This window comes from Cupriavidus sp. FW216-B1, assembly GCF_058789195.1.
This window is the reverse complement of sequence record NZ_JBYTEL010000011.1, coordinates 157,072-178,066: the sequence shown is the minus strand read 5'-3', so window position 1 is coordinate 178,066 and position 20,995 is coordinate 157,072. Positions and strand designations below refer to the sequence as shown.

Below are 20,995 nucleotides of genomic sequence, written 5' to 3'. Positions count from 1 at the left end.
GCGCGGTCCGGGACCATATTCGGGACGCTATCCGGGACGCCATCCGGGACCATGCAGCGGCGGCGGCGCGGCAAGCGCGTCAGCCGGCAGCCGGGGTGTCGGTGCCGCCGGCGGCGCGGCGTTCCAGCTCGAGCACGCGCGCTTCCAGTTCTTCCAGGCGCGCGCGGGTGCGGGCCAGCACCTGCGACTGCACGTCGAATTCCTCGCGCGTGACCAGGTCGAGCTTGGAAAAGCCCTGCGCCATCATGCTGCGCACGTTTTTCTCGATGTCCTTGGCGGGCGAGTTGCGCAGCGCCTCGCTGACCTTGGCCTGGAAGTCGTTGAACAGGTCGGTCGGTTTCATGGTGATTCTCCTTTTGCACCGCGTTGGTGCGGATGATGGGTGGGCGGCTCCGCTCTGCTGCATCGCGGTGCAGCCTCCCGGGGGCGCGGGCAAACGCGGTGCGCACTCGGCACATGCCGCCGGCATGGGCCGATTATCGCGCTTCGCGCGCCGCCGGGAAAGCGCCAGCGCGGCCTGGTAACACCTTTTGACGTGTGGATGCCCTCGCGGCGGTCCGTGGCGGGGGGATTGGGGAGGGATTCAATCTGCACAAAAACCGTGGCCGGCGGGGTCCGTGAGGCTGGCACGGCAGTTGCAGTAATGAAACCAGGAGCCTCGTTTTACATTTATTCAAACACACGAGTACCGAGCCAAAAAAAGGAGAAGAAATCCATGAAGAAGTTGGCCTTTGCAGTCAGCGCCAGTGCAGTCGTGCTTTGCGGTCTTGTTCCCGCAGCTTACGCCCAGAGCACCCCGGACGCGGCGGCCGCCCCCGCCGCCGCTCCCGCCGCTGAAGAAGCCTCGCCGCATACCTTCTCGGCCAACGTGACGCTGGCCAGCGAATATCGCTATCGCGGCCTGATGCAGACCAACCGCCGCCCGGCCATCCAGGGCGGGTTCGACTACGCGCATTCGAGCGGCTTCTACATCGGCAACTGGAACTCGAGCATCAGCTGGCTCGACGACAGCAACCCGGACGTGTCGGCGCCGATCGAGATGGATTTCTACGCCGGCTTCAAGAATACCGTGACCATCGCCGGACTGGAGTGGAACTATGACGCCGGCGTGCTGCAGTACTACTACCCGGGCGACTACCCGAACGGCTACACGCGCCCGAACACGACGGAGCTCTATGTTGGCGCCGGCTACGGCCCGGTGTTCCTGAAGTATTCGCAGTCGATGACCAACCTGTTCGGTTATGCCGACAGCCGCTACAGCTACTACGTGGACCTGAGCGCGAACGTGCCGCTGAACTTCTGGGACCTGACGGCGAACGCGCACATCGGCTACCAGAACGTGAAGCACGTGGACAGCGCCTCGTACACGGACTGGAAGCTGGGCCTGACCAAGGACCTGGGCAAGGGTTTCGCGCTGGCGATCGCGTATATCGACACCAACGCGCACCGCTCGGTCTATACCAATACCTCCGGCCGCTATGTCGGCCGTGCCACGGCCTGGGCTTCGATCACCAAGACTTTCTAAACAAGCGTGAGGTAGGGCGGGCGGCCGGTGCATACTCGGCCGCGCTGCCCAGAGGAGAAATCGGATGAAACTCATCATCGCTGTCATCAAGCCGTTCAAGCTCGACGAGGTGCGCGAAGCGCTCTCCGACGTCGGCGTGTCCGGCATCACCGTGACCGAGGTCAAGGGCTTCGGTCGCCAGAAGGGCCATACCGAGCTGTACCGGGGCGCGGAGTACATCGTCGACTTCCTGCCCAAGGTGAAGATCGAAGTGGCGGTCCCGGACGACGTGGTGGACCGGGCCATCGAGGCGATCGAAAAATCGGCGCGCACCGGCAAGATTGGCGACGGCAAGATCTTCGTCGCCCCGATCGAGCAGGTCATCCGCATCCGCACCGGCGAGACCGGCGGCGATGCGCTGTGACGCACAGCCCAACGACAAGAGGTTAATCACATGAAATCCTGGTTCAAGCGCATCCTGACAACCGGCGCCGTGGCGCTGGCCCTGGGCACGGCCGGCCTCGGCCTGGCCACGCAAGCCGTGGCGCAGGACAAGCCTGCCGCCGAAGCGTCGGCCCCGGCCGCCGCTGCCGCGGCACCCGCGCCCGCGCCCGCGGCGGCCGCGCCTGCCGCGGCGGCCGCCGCCGCACCGGCCGCCGCGCCCGAGGCTGCCCCGGCACCCGTGCCCAACAAGGGCGACACCGCCTGGCTGCTGGTCGCGACCGCCTTCGTCATCCTGATGACGCTGCCCGGCCTGGCCCTGTTCTACGGCGGCCTGGTCCGTTCGAAGAACATGTTGTCGGTGCTGATGCAGTGCCTGGTGATCTTCTCGCTGGTGTCGCTGCTGTGGGCCATCTACGGCTACAGCTTCGCCTTCACCGAGGGCAACGCCTTCTTCGGCGGCACCGACCGGCTCTTCATGAAGGGTCTGGTCGCCGACGCCGTGACCGCGACCTTCAGCAAGGGCGTGGTGGTGCCGGAACTGGCCTTCTTCGCCTTCCAGTGCGCCTTCGCGGCGATCACCTGCGGCCTGATCATCGGCGCCTTCGCCGAGCGCGCCAAGTTCTCGGCGGTGCTGGTGTTCGTGGTGCTGTGGTTCACCTTCGCCTACATCCCGATGGCCCACATGGTCTGGTTCTGGCCGGGTCCTGACGCCTACACCGACGCGGCAGCAGGCGCGGCGGCCACGGCCAAGGGCGGCTGGCTGTTCCAGAAGGGCGCGCTCGACTACGCCGGCGGCACGGTGGTGCACATCAACGCGGCCGTGGCCGGCCTGGTGGGTGCCTTCATGTTCGGCAAGCGCATCGGCTTCGGCCGCGAGGCACTGCGTCCGCACAGCCTGACCTTCACGATGGTGGGTGCTTCGCTGCTGTGGTTCGGCTGGTTCGGCTTCAACGCCGGCTCGGGCCTGGAAGCCAACGGCGGCGCCGCGCTGGCCTTCGTCAACACGCTGCTGGCCACCTGCGCCGCGGTGCTGGCCTGGACCTTCGGCGAGTGGATCAGCAAGGGCAAGCCGTCGATGCTGGGCGGTGCCTCGGGCGCCGTGGCCGGCCTGGTGGCGATCACCCCGGCGGCCGGCTTCGTCGGCCCGATGGGCTCGATCGTGATCGGCATCGCCGCGGGCCTGCTGTGCCTGTGGGGCGTGACCGGCCTGAAGAAGCTGCTGGGCATGGACGACTCGCTGGACGTGTTCGGCGTGCACGGCGTGGGCGGCATCCTGGGTGCGCTGCTGACCGGCGTGTTCGCCGCGCCGAGCCTGGGCGGCACGGGCGTCTACGACTACGTGGCCAACAAGGTCGCCGACGACTATTCGATCGCCGGCCAGGTGTGGATCCAGTTCGAAGGTGTGCTGACCACCATCGTGTGGTCCGGCGTGGTGGCCTTCGTGGCCTACAAGCTGGTGGATATGCTGATCGGCCTGCGGGTGCCGGAAGAAGAAGAGCGCGAGGGTCTGGACATTACCTCGCACGGCGAGACCGCGTATGAGGCCTGATCGTAAAGGTGTTGTGCTGGAGAGCTGATTGGGAATCTTCTCTCAGGAGTTTCGCCCGGCCTTGTGCCGGGCTTTTTTCATTCTGGTGCCGGCATCGTGGCGGCTTTGGCGCCGAACCTGCCGGCATCGTGCGCCGCTGGCGCCCGGCGGTGCCTTACGCACACTGCCGACATGGACTTTTCGCCAAGTGCTTAAATCCGATCTTAAAAAGCTTCAATTGTTTTAGGGGGGCGGCGCACATACAGTGCGAGTGAGGCAGTTTCCTCCACCTGCAGAACGCTCCCCGTATCTGTCAGGCCATTTGAAAGCGCGACGAACGTCGCGCTTTTTTTTGTCCCGGCGCCCCGGCGCGGCCCTCGGCCCGGGAGGCTGGCGGCTGGCGCGCGGCCCCCTTTGCGTCCCCCTTTTAATCCGGCCCGCCACCCCCATATTCTTCATCCTCTTGCCGGTGCTCGCATATGCTTATTCAGGCGGCGCCAGCAGCCAATTGGCCGTTCCTCTACAATCTGGGCGAACGATAAAGACGATCAATAGGATGTATATGGTCCCGCATCTCATCACCGCGCTGAACGGTCCGCTGCTCGAACTGGAAAAAAAGATCCTGGACGCGACGCCGTCCATCGAGCGCTGGTTCAGGCTGGAATGGCAGGAACATACGCCTCCGTTCTACTGTTCGGTGGACCTGCGCAACGCCGGTTTCAAGCTGGCCCCGGTCGATACCAACCTGTTCCCGGGCGGCTTCAACAACCTCGCGCCGGAGATGCTGCCGCTGGCGGTGCAGGCCGCGATGGCCGCGATCGAGAAGATCTGCCCGGACGCCAAGAACCTGCTGCTGATCCCCGAGCGCCACACGCGCAACATGTTCTACCTGCAGAACGTGGCGCGCCTGTCGCTGATCATGCGCCAGGCCGGGCTCAACGTGCGCCTGGGCTCGCTGTCCGAGGACATCACCGAGCCCACCCCGATCGAGCTGCCCGACGGCCAGACGCTGGTGGTCGAGCCGCTGGCGCGCCTGGGCGTGCGCGGGCGCCGGCTGGGCCTGAAGGACTTCGATCCCTGTTCGATCCTGCTCAACAACGATCTCTCGGCCGGCATCCCGCCGATCCTGGAGAACATCAACGAGCAGTACCTGCTGCCGCCGCTGCATGCGGGCTGGTCGACGCGGCGCAAGACCAGCCATTTCGCCGCCTATGACGAGGTGGCCAAGAAGTTCGCCAAGCTGATCGACATCGACCCGTGGATGGTCAACCCGTACTTCGCCAAGTGCTCGGGCATCGATTTCCACGAGCGCGTGGGCGAGGAGGCGCTGGCCGACTCGGTCGAGGCGGTGCTCAAGAAGATCGCCAAGAAGTACCGCGAGTACGGCATCAAGGAAACGCCCTACGTGGTGGTCAAGGCCGACGCGGGCACCTACGGCATGGGCATCATGACCGTGCGCGACCCGTCCGAGGTCAAGGGGCTGAACCGCAAGGAACGCAACAAGATGAGCGTCGTCAAGGAAGGCCTCGAGGTCAACGACGTCATCATCCAGGAAGGCGTGCACACCTTCGAGAAGGTCAACGAGGCGGTGGCCGAGCCGGTGGTGTACATGATCGACCGCTACGTGGTCGGCGGCTTCTACCGCGTGCACACCGGCCGCGGCAACGACGAGAACCTGAACGCGCCGGGCATGCATTTCGTGCCGCTGGCGTTCGCGCCCAACGGCATCCCGGACAGCCATGCCAAGCCGGGCGCGGCGGTGCCGAACCGTTTCTACATGTATGGCGTGGTGGCGCGGCTGGCGCTGCTGGCGGCCTCGCTGGAACTCGAGAAGACCGACCCCAATCCGATTCTGTAAGGCGGCGCCGCCCCCGGGCGGCGCCCCGACGTGCCGCGCGACGCGCGCGGCGATCCTGTCACCCGGGACGAGCCATCATGCGCATTCTGTTTATTACCGACCCGCTGGACACCTTCAAGACCTACAAGGACTCCACCTACGCCATGATGGTGGAGGCGGCCGCGCGCGGCCACGCGCTGTTCGTCTGCCTGCAGTCGCAGTTGTCGCTGTCGGCGCACCAGGTCGAGGCGGTCGCGAGCCCGCTGCAGCTGACCGGCGACGCCCATGACTGGTACCGCGCCGGCGAGCCGTCGCTGCAGCCGCTGACCGGCTTCGACGCGGTGCTGATGCGCAAGGACCCGCCGTTCGACATGGAATACGTGACCAGCACCTGGCTGCTGGAGCTGGCCGAGTCGCATGGCGCCAACGTGTTCAACAAGCCGCAGGCGGTGCGCGACTTCTCCGAGAAGCTGGCGATCGCCAAGTATCCCCAGTTCATCACGCCGACCCTGGTCACGCGCGATGCCGAGCGCATCCGCGCGTTCCACGCCGAGCATCGCGACGTCATCCTCAAGCCGCTCGACGGCATGGGCGGCATGGGCATCTTCCGCGTCGGCGCGGACGGCCTGAACCTCGGCTCCATCATCGAGACGCTGGGCGAGAACGGCGCGCGCACGCTGATGGCGCAGCGCTACATCCCCGAGATCAAGGATGGCGACAAGCGCATCCTGCTGATCGGCGGCAAGCCGGTGCCGTATGCGCTGGCGCGCATTCCCAAGGACGGCGAAGTGCGCGGCAACCTGGCCGCGGGCGGCACCGGGCGCGCGCAGGAGCTGTCGCGGCGCGACCGCGAGATCGCCGAGGCGCTGGCGCCGGGGCTGTGGCAGCGCGGCCTGCTGCTGGTGGGGCTGGACGCGATCGGCGACTACCTCACCGAAGTCAATGTGACGAGCCCGACCTGCTTCCAGGAAATCACGCAGCAGACCGGCTTCCGGGTGGCCGCCATGTTCATCGACGCGCTGGAGCTGGCGGTGCAGGCCCGCGCGGCCTGAGCGCCCCGCCGGAGGCGGGGCGTCCTGGCCGATTCGCGGGCTGGAGCGCCTGCTACAATCGCGTCAATCCAACGGATTCACCACCATGGCAGGCATCCTGATCATCGCGCACGCCCCGCTGGCTTCGGCATTGCGCGAGTGCGCCGCCCACGTCTACTGCGGCCAGCCGCAGCGGCTCGAAGCGATCGACGTCATGCCCGACGCCGAGCCGGCCGCCGTGCTGGCCGAAGCGCGGCGCCGCCTGGCGGAAATCTGCGAGGACAACGGCGCGCTGGTGCTGACCGACATCTTCGGCGCCACGCCGGCCAACATCGCCGCGCGCCTGGCCGAGCCGGGCCGCGTCAGGGTGCTCGCCGGCGTCAACCTTCCCATGCTGGTGCGCGCCATTTGCTACCGTACCGAGAAGCTCGACCAGCTCGCCCTCAAGGCGCTGGCCGGCGGCTCGCAAGGGGTGCTGCAGGTAGGCTCCACCACCGTCCAGAACCAGATCGCAAATCATCCCGACAAATATGCTGCAGAGGGACACCAACATCATCAATAAGCTCGGGCTGCATGCCCGCGCTTCCGCCAAGCTGACGCAGCTGGCGGGCAGTTTCGTGAGTCAGGTCAAGATGTCGCGCAATGGCCGGCAGGTCGACGCCAAGAGCATCATGGGCGTGATGATGCTGGCCGCGGGCATCGGCTCGACCGTGACCATCGAGACCGACGGGCCCGACGAGCAGGAGGCGATGGACGCGCTGCTGGCGCTGATCGCCAACCGCTTCGGCGAGGGAGAGTAAAGGCCCGAGCGGGACCAGGCGGCGGCAGCGTCCGCCACGGCGCGCCCGGCCGGGGCCGCCTCGCCGCGTTCCGCAACGGCTCCTGAGGCTGCTGGCCCTGGCCAGATTTCTTTAAACGTTCCTGACGGAGCGGTACATGCCATTTGCCCTGCACGGCATCCCGGTCTCGCGCGGCGTCGCCATCGGCCGCGCGCATCTGCTGGCGCCTGCCGCGCTCGATGTCTCCCATTACCTGGTCGACGAAGACCGGCTCGACGACGAGGTCGAGCGCCTGCGCTCGGCGCGCGCCGTGGTGCGCGCCGAGCTCGCCGCGCTCAAGCGGGACCTGCCGCGCGAGGCGCCCGAGGAGATGGGCGCCTTTCTCGACGTGCACGCGATGATCCTCGACGACGAGGCGCTCGCGCGCGAGCCCGAGGCGCTGATCCGCAACCGCCGCTACAACGCCGAATGGGCGCTGACCACGCGGCTCGAAGAGCTGATGCGGCAGTTCGACGAAATCGAGGACGAGTACCTGCGCGAGCGCAAGGCGGACATCCGCCAGGTGGTCGAGCGCATTCTCAAGGTGCTGGCCGGCGCGGCCATGCTGGCGCCGGCCCCGGCGCCGCCGTCCTCGCTGGCGCCGGACGGCGAGCCCGCGCCGGGCGTGATCGTGGTCGCGCACGACATCGCGCCGGCCGACATGCTGCAGTTCCGCCATACCGTGTTCCACGGCTTCGTGACCGACCTGGGCGGGCGCACCTCGCATACCGCCATCGTGGCGCGCAGCCTGGACATCCCCGCCGCGGTGGGCGTGCAGAGCGCCAGCGAACTGATCCGCCAGGACGACTGGGTCATCATCGACGGCGACGCCGGGCTGGTGATCGTGGACCCGTCGGCGATCATCCTCGAGGAATACCGCCACCGCCAGAGCGAGCGCGCGCTGGAGAAGAAGCGCCTGCAGCGCCTGCGCCATACGCCGGCGGTGACGCTGGACGGGCTGGAGATCGACCTGCTGGCCAACATCGAGATGGCCGAGGACGCCAGCGCGGCGCTGGCCGCGGGCGCGGTCGGCGTGGGCCTGTTCCGCTCCGAGTTCCTGTTCATGAACCGGCGCGGCGAGCTGCCCGACGAGGAGGAACAGTTCCAGGCCTACCGCGGCGCCGTGGATGCCATGCACGGGCTGCCGGTCACGATCCGCACCATCGACATCGGTGCCGACAAGCCGCTCGACGGGCGCGACGGCAGGGACGGGCGCGGCGACCGCGGCGACGACTTCGAGACCGCGCTCAACCCGGCGCTGGGCCTGCGCGCGATCCGCTGGTCGCTGTCCGAGCCGACCATGTTCCTGACCCAGTTGCGCGCGCTGCTGCGCGCCTCGGCGTTCGGGCCGGTGCGGCTGCTGATCCCGATGCTGGCGCACGCGCGCGAGATCGACCAGACCCTGGAGCTGATCGCCCAGGCCAAGCGCCAGCTGGCGGCGCGCGGCCAGGCCTTCGACCCAAACCTCAAGGTCGGCGCCATGATCGAGATCCCGGCCGCGGTGCTGATGCTGCCGCTGTTCCTGCGGCGCATGGATTTCCTCTCGATCGGCACCAACGACCTGATCCAGTACACGCTGGCCATCGACCGCGCCGACAACGCCGTGGCGCACCTGTACGACCCGCTGCACCCGGCCGTGCTGCAACTGATCGCGCGCACCATCCGCGAGGCCAACCACGCCGGCGTGCCGGTGGCGGTGTGCGGCGAGATGGCGGGCGATCCGGCCATGACGCGCCTGCTGCTGGGCATGGGCCTGCGCGAGTTCTCGATGCATCCCTCGCAACTGCTGCGGGTCAAGCAGGAAGTCCTCCACGCCGACTGCCAGCGCCTCGAGCGCCTGGTGGGGCAGGTGCTCGAGGCCTACGAGCCGGACGAGCTGGCCTGCGCGCTCAAGCAGCTCTGACAACCCTGTACGCCTTGGGGTTTTTCTGCCGGATACCACGCCCGCGGGCGCGGTATCCGGCACTTCAAGACAGCGCTGTGACGCCTCCCGCATGCCGGCAACGCCGCCCGAGTGGCGCTTTCCGGGCATGTACCCTTTGTGGCTTAATGGGAATTGTTATCATTTTCGATCTCTGATATTCTGGCGTACATCGCGGGTGACATGCCGGTGTCACCCCTGCCCCAAGGAGGGATTTGTGTACGTTTGCATCTGCAACCAGGTTACCGACCGAGAAATCCATGGCGCCGTGCATCTCGGCGTGGAAACGCTCGACGAACTGGCGGAAACGCTGGGCGTGGGCACCTGCTGCGGGCGCTGCCGCGATTGCGCACAGCAGGTGCTGTGCGAAGGCGTGGCCGCGGTGCGCAGCGTCACGGTCGCCACCATCCAGATGGTGGACATTTCGTCCTGTTCGTCCTCAGGTCCGCGTGCCATAATGGACACTCGGGACCCGGCAGTCGCGAACGACCAGCAAACCGAGCTGGTTGCCTGAAGTCGCCCGCAACTTCCAGGTTGCGGGGCGTTTTCCCATTTCCAGACTGCATGCGGCGCATCTTGCGCCGCTTCGCGTTTTTGCGGGGTTCCGATGCTACAGGAGCCTCCAAATGAAAGGTGACAAGAAGGTCATCCAACACCTGAACGCGCAGCTCAAGAACGAGCTGACCGCGATCAACCAGTATTTCCTGCACGCCCGCATGTACCGTCACTGGGGCCTGAAGAAGCTCGGCGAGGTGGAATACAAGGAATCCATCGGCGAGATGAAGCACGCCGACCGCCTGATCGAACGCATCCTCATGCTCGACGGCCTGCCCAACCTGCAGGACCTGAACAAGCTGCTGCTCGGCGAAGACACCCCGGAAATGCTCAAGTGCGACCTGAAGCTCGAGCAGGGCGCGCACGCCACGGTCAAGGAAGGCATCGCCTACTGCGAATCGGTGGGCGACTACGTCAGCCGCGAGATCCTGGTCGACATCCTGACCGACACCGAAGAGCACATCGAATACCTGGAAACGCAGATCGACCTGATCGACAAGGTTGGCCTGCCGAACTATCTGCAATCGCAGATGGAGCCGGGCGAGCAGTAAGCCTGGCAGTCGGCCGCAAGTTCGCGAGAACGCAGTGGCCGCATCCGCGCGGCGCCGTCCGGTGCTGCCGCCATCCGCCGCGTCCTGGCGGGAATTCCTCTCATTCGGATTCAGATTCCCATTCGAGCTCATGCGAGCCGGATCGAGCGCATTCGCGTCCATCCGGGGCGGGCCGTCCTGCGCGCGCGGGACAGCGGTTGAGGCGAGGCCCTGGCCCCCGCAAATCGTCCCTGGCCGCCAGCAGGATTGCTAGGCGCCGTGCCCGCCGTCATGCCCGCCGCAGACCTCGCAGTCCGGCGCGCGGGCGAGCCGCATGGTGGTCCACTCCATGCCGAGCGCGTCGACCATCAGCAGGCGCCCGGCCAGGCTGGTGCCGATGCCCGCCAGCAGCTTGAGCGCCTCGGCGGCCTGCACGGTGCCGACCATGCCCACCAGCGGCGCGAACACGCCCATGCTGGCGCAGGCGGCTTCCTGCGCGGGCTGCGACGGCGGGAACAGGCAGGCGTAGCACGGCGCGCCGGGCTGGCGCTGGTCGAACACGCTGACCTGCCCGTCGAAGCGCAGCGCGGCGCCGGACACCAGCGGCACGCGGTGCCGCACGCAGGCGCGGTTGACGGCCTGGCGCGTGGCGAAGTTGTCGCTGCAGTCGAGCACCACGTCGGCCCCGGCGACCAGCCGCGCGAGCTCCGGCTCGCCCGCGCGTGCGGCAATCAGCCGCACGTCGATGTCCGGATTGATGCGCAGCATGCCTTCGCGCGCCGACTCCACCTTGGGCCGGCCGACGTTGGCGGTGGTGTGGATCACCTGGCGCTGCAGGTTGGTGAGGTCGACCACGTCGTCGTCCACCACCGTGATGGTGCCGACCCCGGCCGAGGCGAGGTAGGGCAGCGCGGCCGCGCCCAGCCCGCCGGCGCCGATCACCAGCGCGTGGCCGGCCAGCAGCCGGCCTTGTCCTTCGATGCCGAGCTCGTCGAGCAGGATGTGCCGCGAGTAGCGCAGCAGTTGGTCGTCGTTCATGCGTCCTTGCGTCCTTCATGCCTGGCAACGAAAAAGCGGCCCCGCAGGGCCGCTTTTTCCGGTCGGGATCTCAGGGAGTCTTGCCGGTCGGGGTGCCCAGCGGGGTCCCGATCGGCGCGCTCGCCGGCGCCTTGTCCTTGGTGGCGGGCTTGGCCGGCGCGGTGCTCTTGGGCGCGGGCCTGGTGGCCGGCTTGTCGGAGGTCGCCACGGCTTCGAGCCTGGACTTGGAGCGCTTGACCGGCTGGCCTTCGAGCTGGGCGACGGCCTGCTGCAGCATGAAGTCTTCCGCCGAGCCGAACTCGATGGGCTTCTTCTTGCGTTCCTGGTCGCGCTGCTCCGGCGTCTTCTTGGCGTTTTCTTCCTCGAGCCGGCGCAGTTCCTCGACGCGGCGCTGCTCGCGCTCGTTCATCTCCGGCTCTTCCGATTCCTGCTTGTTGTGCAGGTGGCGCTCGGTGTCGATCTCGCGCGTGATCAGCGCGTCGTCGGGATCGCCTTCGGGGTTCTGGTCGACCGGGATGTCCGGGCGGATGCCCTTGGCCTGGATCGACTTGCCGGTCGGCGTGTAGTAGTACGCGATGGTCAGCTTGATGCCGGTGTCGTTGGTCAGCGGGCGCACGGTCTGCACCGAGCCCTTGCCGAAGGTGGTCTTGCCCATGATCAGCGCGCGCTTGTGGTCCTGCAGCGCGCCGGCCACGATCTCGGAAGCCGAGGCCGAGTAGGCGTTGGTCAGCACCACCATCGGGATCTTCTTGTACAGCGCCGGCAGGTCCTTGAGCGGATCGTCCTCGAGCGACGACAGGCGATAGTTGTTGAAGGTCGCCTTGTAGACGCGCTTGGCGTCCGGCACCTGGCCGTTGGTCGAGACCACGGTCGCGTCGTCGGGCAGGAAGGCCGCGGCCACGCCCACGGCGCCTTGCAGCACGCCGCCGCCGTTGTTGCGCAGGTCGAGGATCACGCCCTTGAGGTTGGGGTTCTTCTTGGCCAGCTCGTCGAGCTTCTTGCCCAGGTCGGCCACGGTGCGTTCCTGGAAGCTGGTCAGGCGCACCCAGGCCAGGCGGTCGTTGTCGATCAGCTTGGCCTTGACCGACTGCACGCGGATTTCGGCGCGCGTGATCGAGACCGGGAAGGTGCGCTCGTCGCTCTTGCGGTAGATGGTCAGCGTGACCTTGGTGCCCGGCTCGCCGCGCATGCGCTTGACCGCCTGCTCCAGCGGCAGGCCGCGCACGGGCTTGTCGTCGATGCGGGTGATCAGGTCGCCCGGCTGGATGCCGGCGCGGAAGGCGGGGGTGTCCTCGATCGGGTTGATGACCTTGACCAGGCCTTCTTCCTGCGAGATCTCGATGCCCAGGCCGGCGAAGCGCCCGCGCGTGCCTTCCTGCAGTTCCTTGAAGTCCTTTTCGTCCAGGTAGGCCGAATGCGGGTCGAGGCTGGCGACCATGCCCTTGATGGCTTCGGTCAGCAGCTTCTTGTCGTCGACCGGCTCCACGTACTCGCGCTTGATCTGGCCGAAGATGTCCGCCATCAGGCGCAACTGCTCCAGCGGCAGCGGCCCGGACGAATTCTGCGCCGTGGCCGAGAGTTGCATGGTAGCCAGCACGCCGGCGACGAGTCCGGCAGTAACAAGACTGATGTTCTTGAGCGTCTTACGCATGAGGGCTGCCTGAACGTGTGAGGAAAATGCGGTGTCGGACCCGGCCTGGTGCGTCACACCGGCCGGTTGTGTCCGACAGTATAAGAGGGAGTGGAAAAAAAGGCCTGACCCGCTGCGAGCCAAGGCCGGGCAGCGCGCGGCGGCGCGCGCCCGGCCCTGGCCTCAGCGTGCCTTGCCCTGGCTGGCCACGGCGGCCAGCGATGCGGCGATCGCTTCCTGGTCGCCCAGGTAGTAATGGCGCAGCGGACGCAGTTCGGCGTCGAGCTCGTACACGAGCGGGGTGCCATTGGGAATGTTGATGCCAACGATGTCGTCATCCGAAACCTGGTCCAGGTACTTCACCAGCGCGCGGATGCTGTTGCCATGAGCGGCAATCACCACGCGCTTCCCGGATTTGATGTCAGGTGCAATGAATTCGTTCCATAGCGGCAGCACACGGGCCACCGTGTCCTTCAGGCATTCCGTGAGCGGGATCTGCTCGCGCGGCACGCCGGCGTAGCGCGGGTCGTCGTATGAGGCGCGCGGATCGTCCTGCGCCAGCGCGGGCGGCGGGGTGTCGTAGCTGCGGCGCCAGACCAGCACCTGCTGGTCGCCGAACTTGGCGGCGGTCTCGGCCTTGTTGAGGCCGGACAGCGCGCCGTAGTGGCGCTCGTTCAGGCGCCACTCGTTGCGCACCGGGATCCACATCTGGTCCATCTCGTCCTGCACGTGCCACAGCGTGCGGATGGCCCGCTTGAGCACGGAGGTATAGGCTACGTCGAAGGCGAAGCCGCCCTCGCGCAGCAGCTTGCCGGCCTGCTTGGCCTGTGCCACGCCGGTGTCGGTCAGGTCGACGTCGACCCAGCCGGTGAAGCGGTTTTCGAGATTCCAGGTGGATTCGCCGTGACGAATGAGAACGAGTTTGTACATGCTGCTTCCAAAGCGTGAGAAACCGGTGCGCGCCATGTCACTCGCTCCGTTCATGTGTCAAGTAGGAGACAATGCCGGCTCGCGGGCGCGAAACCGTCTATTTTATAATGCCGCCGACTCAACCCACCGGAATGCCAACGTGAATTTCTTCGCCGACTACAACAACCTTGCCCTGATTGCCATCGCCGTGGTGTCGGGCGGCCTGCTGGCCTGGCCCGTCATCTCGCGCGGCTCCCTGGGCGGCAAGTCGGTCAACCCGGCTGGCGCGACGCAGCTGATCAACAGGCGCAACGCGGTGGTGGTGGACATCCGCGAGGCCGCCGAATACGCCAAGGGCCACCTGCCGCAGGCCAAGAGCGCGCCGCTCGCCGACCTGGCCAGCCGCGCCGCCGGCCTTGCAAAGGACAAGTCCGTACCCATCATCGTGGTGTGCCAGACCGGCCAGCGCTCGGGCAAGGGCCAAGCAGCGCTGAAGGAAGCCGGTTACAGTGAGGTCTATTCGCTCGAAGGCGGCCTGGCCGCATGGCAGCAAGCCGGCTTGCCGGTGGTCAAGTAAGACGCGCGCCGGGCGCGGCAGGGTGCCGGGCCGGCTGTCCCGCCGGCCGCCCCGAGCCGCGCCAGTTTCTAGTCTCAAGGAGAACCGCATGGCCCGCGTTGTGATGTACAGCACGGTAGTTTGCCCGTATTGCCAGATGGCCGAGCGCCTTCTGAAGGCCAAGGGCGTGGAGTCGATCGAGAAGATCCTGATCGACCGCGAACCCGGCAAGCGTGAAGAAATGATGACCCGCACCGGCCGCCGCACGGTGCCGCAGATCTACATCGACGAGACCCACGTGGGCGGTTTCGACGACCTCTCGGCGCTCGACCGCAAGGGCGGCCTGGTGCCGCTGCTGGCGGCCTGAGGCAAATTCCTAGCCGCGATGCGGGTGAATTCGCCACCCGCGTCATGTACCATATGCGTTTTCGTGCGACACGCACTATCGTGTCCGGGCAGCTCCAACGTAAGGAGCATCGACCTTTGTTGAGACAAGGGGAAGGCCTCGGCCTGAACCTCCAATCTCAACCATTTCTTGCTTTGACAAGCCCAGCCGCGAGGCCGGAGCGAGTCCATGTGTTGTGGGAAGGTCAGCGTATCGGCTAACTCACAGCTTGCTATCTGCTGGATGGATTTCCAGCCATTGCCCAAAGGCGGGGACGCTTGCCTTTGGGCAGATGTCTTTGCGGTACGCACCCTCTCCGGAGGATGCGGGTGGAGATGCAACTTCTGTTTTGTTGCTTGTCTGCCACATAGCATTTAAACCGACCCGTTAGGGTCGGCGCTACGTTCTTTGGGACGAGGGCCTGCGCTCGAAAGAGACCGCCGTCGTCAAGCGCTCGCTGGCAAAGGGGCACATGAAGTAAGGAAGTGAGGTCCCGGAGCGGAAGCTCTGCGCGTTATGGTTCGGTCGGACTCACCCGCGAGGGTGCTCTGATAGAGAACCTGCTATGCGACTAGCAGTAGCCTAGGGAGACATGCGTCACTGGTAACGGTGGGGTGTGAAGCTTTCCTGACAACGTAGCCCCCGCAAGGGTGTCCATTCTCCGTGAGGATGGTGGGCAGAGACTCCAAGCAGCGATGGGGTTGAGGAGCTAGGCTGGCTGGTATGGGTAATGTAAGTGAACTGCTGGTAAACGCCGTGAATATGACGGTGCCAAAGCTGCTGATAGGCATCAACCAAAAGGTACGTGGTCGGTTATTCCGCTGGAAACTCGGAATACGTCGTCATCAGACCACCGGCGAAGAGGCAGGCCCTAACCCGGTCTTGTAACGTGCAGGGAACGTGGTAAGCCCGTATGGCTGCCGGAGCGCAGTTTGGCTCAGGCAGGCGAACCGCAAGGGACGCTGTCGGCTGTGCGGGTATGGGAGGTTGGAAAAAGCGAATGCCAGGCTGTAATGGTCCGGAGAGGGGGTGAGACATTCCCCCACGCGAAAGCGGGCAGACTTCCAACTGGTCTTTCGTCGCAAGACGGCTGACTGAACTCGCTTGTTTAATCTTTCTTCCCTTGAGGGGCAATGTGTCCCTCAAGGGGCATGTTGTCTCTTGATTTTGGGGAGAATCCTCAAGATAGGAGAGCAGCATGGAAGCATTGATCCGCAAGGATGAATCTGCGCCCTCCGGCATCCCAGAGCGATGGGGCGACATTAATTGGCGCCGCGTCGAACGGAATGTCCGAGCAATGCAGATTCGAATTGCGAAGGCGACACAGGAAGGGGATTGGCGCAGGGTGAAAGCCTTGCAACGATCTCTGACCCGCTCGTTTGCCGCCAAAGCATCGGCGGTAAGACGGGTGACGGAGAACCAAGGGAAGCGGACGGCTGGCGTCGACCGTGAACTGTGGGACTCGCCTGAAGTCCGGTGGGCAGCCATCGGACGGTTGAAGCGCCGGGGGTATCGGCCCATGCCATTACGGAGGGTCTACATCCCCAAATCTAACGGGAAGGAGCGCCCCCTGGGCATTCCGACCATGTTGGATCGGGCCATGCAAGCGTTGTATCTGCTGGCGCTGGAACCGGTGTCCGAAGGAACGAGCGATCCAAACTCGTATGGGTTTCGGAGCAATCGCTCCACTGCGGATGCCATGTCTCAGCTATTCGTTAACCTGTCCAGAAAGGTTTCGGCCCAATGGATTCTGGAAGCGGATATTAAAGGCTGCTTTGACCATATCAGCCATGATTGGCTGGAGCGCAATGTCCGGATGGACAAAGTGATCCTGCGGAAATGGCTGAAGGCTGGCGTGGTATTTCAGGGCCAGTTTCAGGCGACCGAAGCCGGAACGCCACAGGGGGGCATCATTTCCCCGACTCTGGCAAACGTGGCACTGAACGGGTTGGAACGACAACTGATAGAGTCCCTTCGGACAAAATTGGGGGTTAACAATCTGCGAAAGCTCAAGGTAAATGTTGTACGGTACGCGGACGACTTCGTTATCACTGGCTGTACGCCGGAGGTATTAGAAAACGAGGTGAAGCCGTGGGTAGAGCAATTCCTAGCAGTACGGGGGTTGACACTATCGACGGAGAAAACGCGGATTGTCAATGTTGCTGACGGCTTCGATTTCCTAGGGTGGAATTTCCGGAAATACTCGGAAACGCTGCTCATCAAACCGAGCAAGAAAAACGTGCAAACGTTCTATCGCAAGGTGAAGGAGACCATTAGTGCCAACAAGGCGGTGACGCAGGAGGATCTCATCCGATTGCTGAACCCGATGCTAAGAGGCTGGGCGCAGTATCACAGCCCAGTGGTTGCGAAAGCGGCGTTCACACGTGTGGAGCGCGATGTATTTAGGGCTCTATGGCGGTGGGCGAAACGGCGGCATCGAGGGAAGAACGCTGAATGGGTGCGAGGGAAGTATTTCGGCTCAATTGGTGAACGGAACTGGGTGTTTGGTACTCGCATCGCGGAAAGCAATGGCAGTAGCTACTGGATGGAGCTGTACTCACTCGCGAGTACGCCTATCCGGCGGCACAAGAAGATTCGAGGGGATTACCATCCTTTCGATCCAGCGCAGGAGCGATATGGCGAGACATTGCGGCAGGAACGCATGCTGGAAAGCATGCTGCACCGAAAGCAATGGATCAAGTTGTATATGTCCCAGCGGGGCTTGTGCGCGGTGTGTGAAGGCAAGATTACCAAGGAGACGGGATGGGAAGACCATCACATCGAGTACCGTACTCACGGAGGCTCAGATGCTCTAGGGAATCGTGTGCTGCTACATCCGGACTGCCATAAGCAAGTACATCACTACGGTAGAACTGTTGTGAAACCGGTGTTCGATTGAACATTTTGTAAAAGGCTTGAGCCGCATGCGGGGAAACTCGCACGTGTGGTTCTTAGGGGGGAGTATGGCCAGCAATGGTATACTCCTACCCTCCCAACCGGGTGCCGACCCGGGTCGCCAGCCTGGGCCTTAGCCGCCCGCGGGGCTCGCGGCCGCGGTATCTGGCGTCCAATGCCCATTCCCGGAAGCCTTTCATGAGCGACCAGCAAAACAATCAGCAGGAAGACCAGCCGTTCTTCAACATCCAGCGCGTGTACCTGAAGGACATGTCGCTCGAACAGCCGAACTCGCCCGCCATCTTCCTCGAGACCGAAGCGCCGGCCGTGGAAGTCCAGGTGAACGTGGGTGCCACCCAACTGCAGGAAGGCATCTTCGAAGTGGTCGTGACCGGCACCGTGACCACCAAGGTGCAGGACAAGGTCGCCTTCCTGGTCGAAGCGCACCAGGCCGGCATCTTCGACATCCGCAACGTGCCGGTGGAGCAGCTCGACCCGCTGCTGGGCATTGCCTGCCCGACCATCCTCTACCCGTACCTGCGCGGCAACATCGCCGACGTGATCACGCGCGCCGGCTTCCAGGCCATCCACCTGTCGGAAATCAACTTCCAGGCGCTCTACGAGCAACGCCTGCAGGCGGCCATGCAGGAAGCCGAAGCGGCCCAGGGCGGCAACAGCGGCATCGTGATGCCCGACGGCAGCCAGGCCCGCCACTGATCCTCGGATCCTGGCGCGGCATGCGGTAAAGACGGGGCCACGTGCCCCGTTTTGTGTTTTCCGGCCCGCCCGGCGGGCCACGCGGCCGGCAGGCCGTTCGAGCGAGGCAAAGCGTCATGAAAATCACTGTCTTCGGAGCCGGGGCCTGGGGCACCGCGCTGGCCAGCCATGCGGCCGCGGTCCACGACGTGGTGCTGTGGGGCCGGGAGGCCGCCGGGCTGGCGGCGATCGGCGCCAGCCATGAAAACGCCACCTACCTGCCCGGCGTGGCGCTGTCGGCGCGGCTCGCGGTGCAGGCCGACTTCGAGCGCGCCGCCGCGCACGTGGATGCCGATCCCGACGGCCTGCTGATCGTCGCCACGCCGGTCTCCGGCCTGCGCGAGATGACGCGCCGGCTGGCCGCGCGCCGCGCCGGCCTGCGCATGCTGTGGCTGTGCAAGGGCTTCGAGGCCGTCACCAATGCCTTGCCGCACCAGATGGTGCGCGAGGAGCTCGACGCCGCGGGCCGGCTCGGCGACGCCATGTTCGGTGTGCTGACCGGCCCCAGCTTCGCCCGCGAGGTGGCGCTCGGCCTGCCGTGCGCGCTGACCGTGGCCGGCACCTCGCCGCTGCTGGCCGATCTGGCGCAGCAGGGTTTCCATCACCATGCCATGCGCATCTACGGCAGCGACGACCTGGTCGGCGCCGAGGTGGGCGGCGCGGTCAAGAACGTGCTGGCGATCGCCACTGGCGCCAGCGACGGGCTCGGCCTGGGCCTGAACGCGCGCGCCGCGCTGGTCACGCGCGGCCTGGCCGAGATGACGCGGCTGGGCATGGCGCTGGGCGGGCGCGTCGAGACCTTCATGGGCCTGGCCGGCGTGGGCGACCTGATCCTGACCGCCACCGGCGACCTCTCGCGCAACCGCAAGGTCGGCCAGCAACTGGCGCAGGGCATGACGCTCGGGCAGATCCTCACCGACCTCGGCCACGTCGCCGAAGGCGTGCGCTGCGCGCAGGCGGTGGCGGCGCTGGCCGCCGCGCACGGCGTGGAGATGCCGATCACGCGCGCGGTGTGCGCGGTGCTGTTCGATGGCCTGCCGGTGGCCGACGCGGTGGCGCGCCTGCTCCAGCGCGACGCGCGCGACGAGTGAGCGCGCCGCTTTTTCCCCTTCATTTCCTTTCCCGGCGGTGATGCCCGCGCCGACGCGGATGTCCGGCCGCCCTGGTCCTGTCTCATGTCCCAAGATTGCATCGCGGCCCGCCGCCGCGTCCTGATGGCCCTTGCCGCCGCCGTGCCCGCCGCGCTGGCGTTTCCCGCGCGCGCGGCCGGCAACTGGCCCGAGCGGCCGGTGCGCCTGGTGGTGCCGTTTCCGGCTGGCTCCTCGCCGGACCTGATCGCGCGCCTGCTGGCCGAGAAGCTGTCGGCGTCGCTCGGCCAGCCGGTGGTGGTGGAGAACCGCCCCGGCGCCGGCGGCAATATCGGCACCGGCATGGTGGCGCGCGCCGCGCCCGACGGCTACACGCTGCTGCTGACCATCAACGGCCCGCTGGTCACGGCGCCGACGCTGTGGCGCCATCTCGGCTACGACCCCGTGCGCCAGCTCGCGCCGGTCTCGCTGGTGGCGACCTCGCCCAACGTGCTGGTGGTGGATGCGCGCCTGCCGGTGCACGACGTGCGCGAGTTCGTGGCGCTGGCGCGCGCGCGTCCCGGCGCGCTGAACTACGGCTCGGTCGGCAACGGCAGCGCCGCCCATCTCGCGATGGAGCAGCTCAAGGCGATGGCGAAGATCGACCTCGCCCATATTCCGTACCCGGGCTTCGCGCAGATCACCACGGCGATGGTCGGCGGCCAGGTGCAGGCCGGCTTCATGGTGCCGGCGATCGCCATGCCGCTGGTGAGCGCGGGCAAGCTGCGCGTCCTCGCCGTCACCACCAGCGGGCGCACCAGCCTGCTGCCGGCGGTGCCCACCGTGGCCGAGTCCGGTTATCCGGGCTTCGAGGCGATCTCGTGGCAGGCCGTGATGGCGCCGGCGGGCACGCCCGCGCCGGTGATCGACCGGCTCTACCGCGAGCTGGTGGCGATCATCGGCAGCGAAGACGTGCGCGCCAAGATGCGCGCGCAGTATTTCGCGCCGGCGGGCACGGCGCCGCAGTCGCTGCGCGAGACCCTGGCGAGCGAGAAGGCGCGCTGGGACAAGGTGATCCGGATCGCCGGCGTGCAGCCGGAGTAGGCAAACGCTAGGCGCCGCCGGCGAAGCCGTTCTGGCGCCAGGCCTCGAACACCACCACGGCCACCGTGTTGGAGAGGTTGAGGCTGCGGTTGTCCGGCCGCATCGGCAGGCGGATGCGCTGCGCGGCGGGAAACCACTCGCGCCGCTCCGGCGCCAGGCCGCGCGTCTCGGAGCCGAACACGAACCAGTCGCCGGGCCGGAAGGCGACCTGCCCGAACGGCGTCGCGCCATGCGTGGTGAGCGCGAACATGCGGGCCGGGTCGGGCTGCTCGCTGGCCATCAGGGCGTCCCAGTTCTCGTGCACGCGCATGGTGGCGTACTCGTGGTAGTCCAGGCCGGCGCGGCGCATGCGCGCATCCTCGAGCGGGAAGCCGAGCGGCTTGACGAGGTGCAGGCGGGCGCCGGTATTGGCGCACAGGCGGATCACGTTGCCGGTGTTCGGCGGGATCTCGGGTTCGACCAGGACGACATTGAACATGTTGGGGGG

General features: G+C 66.2%; 21 protein-coding genes. 16 read left to right on the top strand and 5 right to left on the bottom strand.

Going from position 1 to position 20,995, the window contains the following annotated elements:
* Nucleotides 1-79 precede the first annotated feature (79 nt).
* Nucleotides 80-343, bottom strand: coding sequence for an accessory factor UbiK family protein (locus AC3WXD_RS22440; RefSeq protein WP_020206861.1), 264 nt, complete (start codon nt 341-343; stop codon nt 80-82).
* Between the two features lie 372 nt (nt 344-715).
* On the opposite strand from AC3WXD_RS22440, the gene AC3WXD_RS22435 reads away from it, so the two are divergent.
* The 10 genes from AC3WXD_RS22435 (at nt 716) to bfr (ending at nt 10,189) form a co-directional block, all read left to right on the top strand.
* Entirely contained in the window at nt 716-1,525 is an 810-nt protein-coding gene (locus AC3WXD_RS22435; RefSeq protein ID WP_059410386.1) for a TorF family putative porin, read from the top strand.
* Between the two features lie 64 nt (nt 1,526-1,589).
* Complete coding sequence (locus AC3WXD_RS22430) at nt 1,590-1,928, top strand: P-II family nitrogen regulator (RefSeq protein ID WP_006159494.1); 339 nt, start codon at nt 1,590-1,592, stop codon at nt 1,926-1,928.
* Nucleotides 1,929-1,958: 30 nt separating this feature from the next.
* The gene (locus AC3WXD_RS22425; RefSeq protein WP_020202609.1) at nt 1,959-3,497 is read left to right on the top strand and encodes an ammonium transporter; all 1,539 of its coding nucleotides are present in this window, start codon (nt 1,959-1,961) and stop codon (nt 3,495-3,497) included.
* Nucleotides 3,498-4,038: 541 nt separating this feature from the next.
* Nucleotides 4,039-5,334, top strand: coding sequence for a glutamate--cysteine ligase (gene gshA, locus AC3WXD_RS22420; protein ID WP_029043517.1), 1,296 nt, complete (start codon nt 4,039-4,041; stop codon nt 5,332-5,334).
* Nucleotides 5,335-5,411: 77 nt separating this feature from the next.
* Nucleotides 5,412-6,365, top strand: coding sequence for a glutathione synthase (gshB, locus tag AC3WXD_RS22415; protein ID WP_492324709.1), 954 nt, complete (start codon nt 5,412-5,414; stop codon nt 6,363-6,365).
* 85 nt (nt 6,366-6,450) lie between these two features.
* Nucleotides 6,451-6,906, top strand: a complete 456-nt coding sequence (locus AC3WXD_RS22410; protein WP_020202612.1) for a PTS sugar transporter subunit IIA — start codon at nt 6,451-6,453, stop codon at nt 6,904-6,906.
* Nucleotides 6,875-7,144, top strand: a complete 270-nt coding sequence (locus AC3WXD_RS22405; protein ID WP_020202613.1) for an HPr family phosphocarrier protein — start codon at nt 6,875-6,877, stop codon at nt 7,142-7,144. Before AC3WXD_RS22410 ends, AC3WXD_RS22405 begins: the two co-directional genes overlap by 32 nt.
* A 136-nt stretch (nt 7,145-7,280) precedes the next feature.
* Nucleotides 7,281-9,065, top strand: a complete 1,785-nt coding sequence (gene ptsP, locus AC3WXD_RS22400) for a phosphoenolpyruvate--protein phosphotransferase (RefSeq protein WP_020202614.1) — start codon at nt 7,281-7,283, stop codon at nt 9,063-9,065.
* Between the two features lie 235 nt (nt 9,066-9,300).
* Nucleotides 9,301-9,597: a (2Fe-2S)-binding protein gene (locus tag AC3WXD_RS22395; protein ID WP_020202615.1), complete on the top strand. Its 297-nt coding sequence runs from the start codon at nt 9,301-9,303 to the stop codon at nt 9,595-9,597.
* A gap of 112 nt (nt 9,598-9,709) precedes the next feature.
* A complete protein-coding gene (bfr, locus tag AC3WXD_RS22390; protein ID WP_020202616.1) occupies nt 9,710-10,189 on the top strand; it encodes a bacterioferritin in 480 nt (159 codons plus the stop codon).
* A gap of 249 nt (nt 10,190-10,438) precedes the next feature.
* Here bfr and AC3WXD_RS22385 read toward each other — a convergent pair whose 3' ends face one another.
* The 3 genes from AC3WXD_RS22385 to gpmA all read right to left on the bottom strand — a co-directional run bounded on the left by AC3WXD_RS22385 (nt 10,439) and on the right by gpmA (nt 13,766).
* Nucleotides 10,439-11,206: a HesA/MoeB/ThiF family protein gene (locus AC3WXD_RS22385; RefSeq protein WP_492324708.1), complete on the bottom strand. Its 768-nt coding sequence runs from the start codon at nt 11,204-11,206 to the stop codon at nt 10,439-10,441.
* Between the two features lie 70 nt (nt 11,207-11,276).
* Nucleotides 11,277-12,857, bottom strand: a complete 1,581-nt coding sequence (locus AC3WXD_RS22380; RefSeq protein ID WP_059410391.1) for a S41 family peptidase — start codon at nt 12,855-12,857, stop codon at nt 11,277-11,279.
* A gap of 162 nt (nt 12,858-13,019) precedes the next feature.
* A complete protein-coding gene (gene gpmA / locus AC3WXD_RS22375) occupies nt 13,020-13,766 on the bottom strand; it encodes a 2,3-diphosphoglycerate-dependent phosphoglycerate mutase (RefSeq protein WP_059410392.1) in 747 nt (248 codons plus the stop codon).
* Between the two features lie 139 nt (nt 13,767-13,905).
* Here gpmA and AC3WXD_RS22370 point away from each other — a divergent pair, with 139 nt between their 5' ends.
* From AC3WXD_RS22370 to AC3WXD_RS22345, 6 genes are all read left to right on the top strand, one after another.
* Complete coding sequence (locus AC3WXD_RS22370; protein WP_020202620.1) at nt 13,906-14,322, top strand: rhodanese-like domain-containing protein; 417 nt, start codon at nt 13,906-13,908, stop codon at nt 14,320-14,322.
* An 88-nt stretch (nt 14,323-14,410) separates the two neighbouring features.
* A complete protein-coding gene (gene grxC / locus AC3WXD_RS22365) occupies nt 14,411-14,668 on the top strand; it encodes a glutaredoxin 3 (protein WP_020423754.1) in 258 nt (85 codons plus the stop codon).
* A 1,216-nt stretch (nt 14,669-15,884) separates the two neighbouring features.
* A complete protein-coding gene (gene ltrA, locus AC3WXD_RS22360) occupies nt 15,885-17,585 on the top strand; it encodes a group II intron reverse transcriptase/maturase (protein WP_492324707.1) in 1,701 nt (566 codons plus the stop codon).
* A 194-nt stretch (nt 17,586-17,779) separates the two neighbouring features.
* Nucleotides 17,780-18,298, top strand: a complete 519-nt coding sequence (gene secB, locus AC3WXD_RS22355; RefSeq protein WP_020202622.1) for a protein-export chaperone SecB — start codon at nt 17,780-17,782, stop codon at nt 18,296-18,298.
* 116 nt (nt 18,299-18,414) lie between these two features.
* Nucleotides 18,415-19,428 carry an NAD(P)H-dependent glycerol-3-phosphate dehydrogenase gene (locus tag AC3WXD_RS22350; protein ID WP_020202623.1) on the top strand — a complete coding sequence of 338 codons (1,014 nt, stop codon included), beginning with the start codon at nt 18,415-18,417 and terminating at the stop codon, nt 19,426-19,428.
* A gap of 84 nt (nt 19,429-19,512) precedes the next feature.
* On the top strand, nt 19,513-20,508 hold the full coding sequence (locus AC3WXD_RS22345; protein WP_020423755.1) for a Bug family tripartite tricarboxylate transporter substrate binding protein: 996 nt from the start codon (nt 19,513-19,515) through the stop codon (nt 20,506-20,508).
* Nucleotides 20,509-20,515: 7 nt separating this feature from the next.
* On the opposite strand, the gene trmL is transcribed toward AC3WXD_RS22345, so the two are convergent.
* Nucleotides 20,516-20,986 carry a tRNA (uridine(34)/cytosine(34)/5-carboxymethylaminomethyluridine(34)-2'-O)-methyltransferase TrmL gene (trmL, locus tag AC3WXD_RS22340; protein ID WP_020202625.1) on the bottom strand — a complete coding sequence of 157 codons (471 nt, stop codon included), beginning with the start codon at nt 20,984-20,986 and terminating at the stop codon, nt 20,516-20,518.
* Nucleotides 20,987-20,995: the final 9 nt, after the last annotated feature.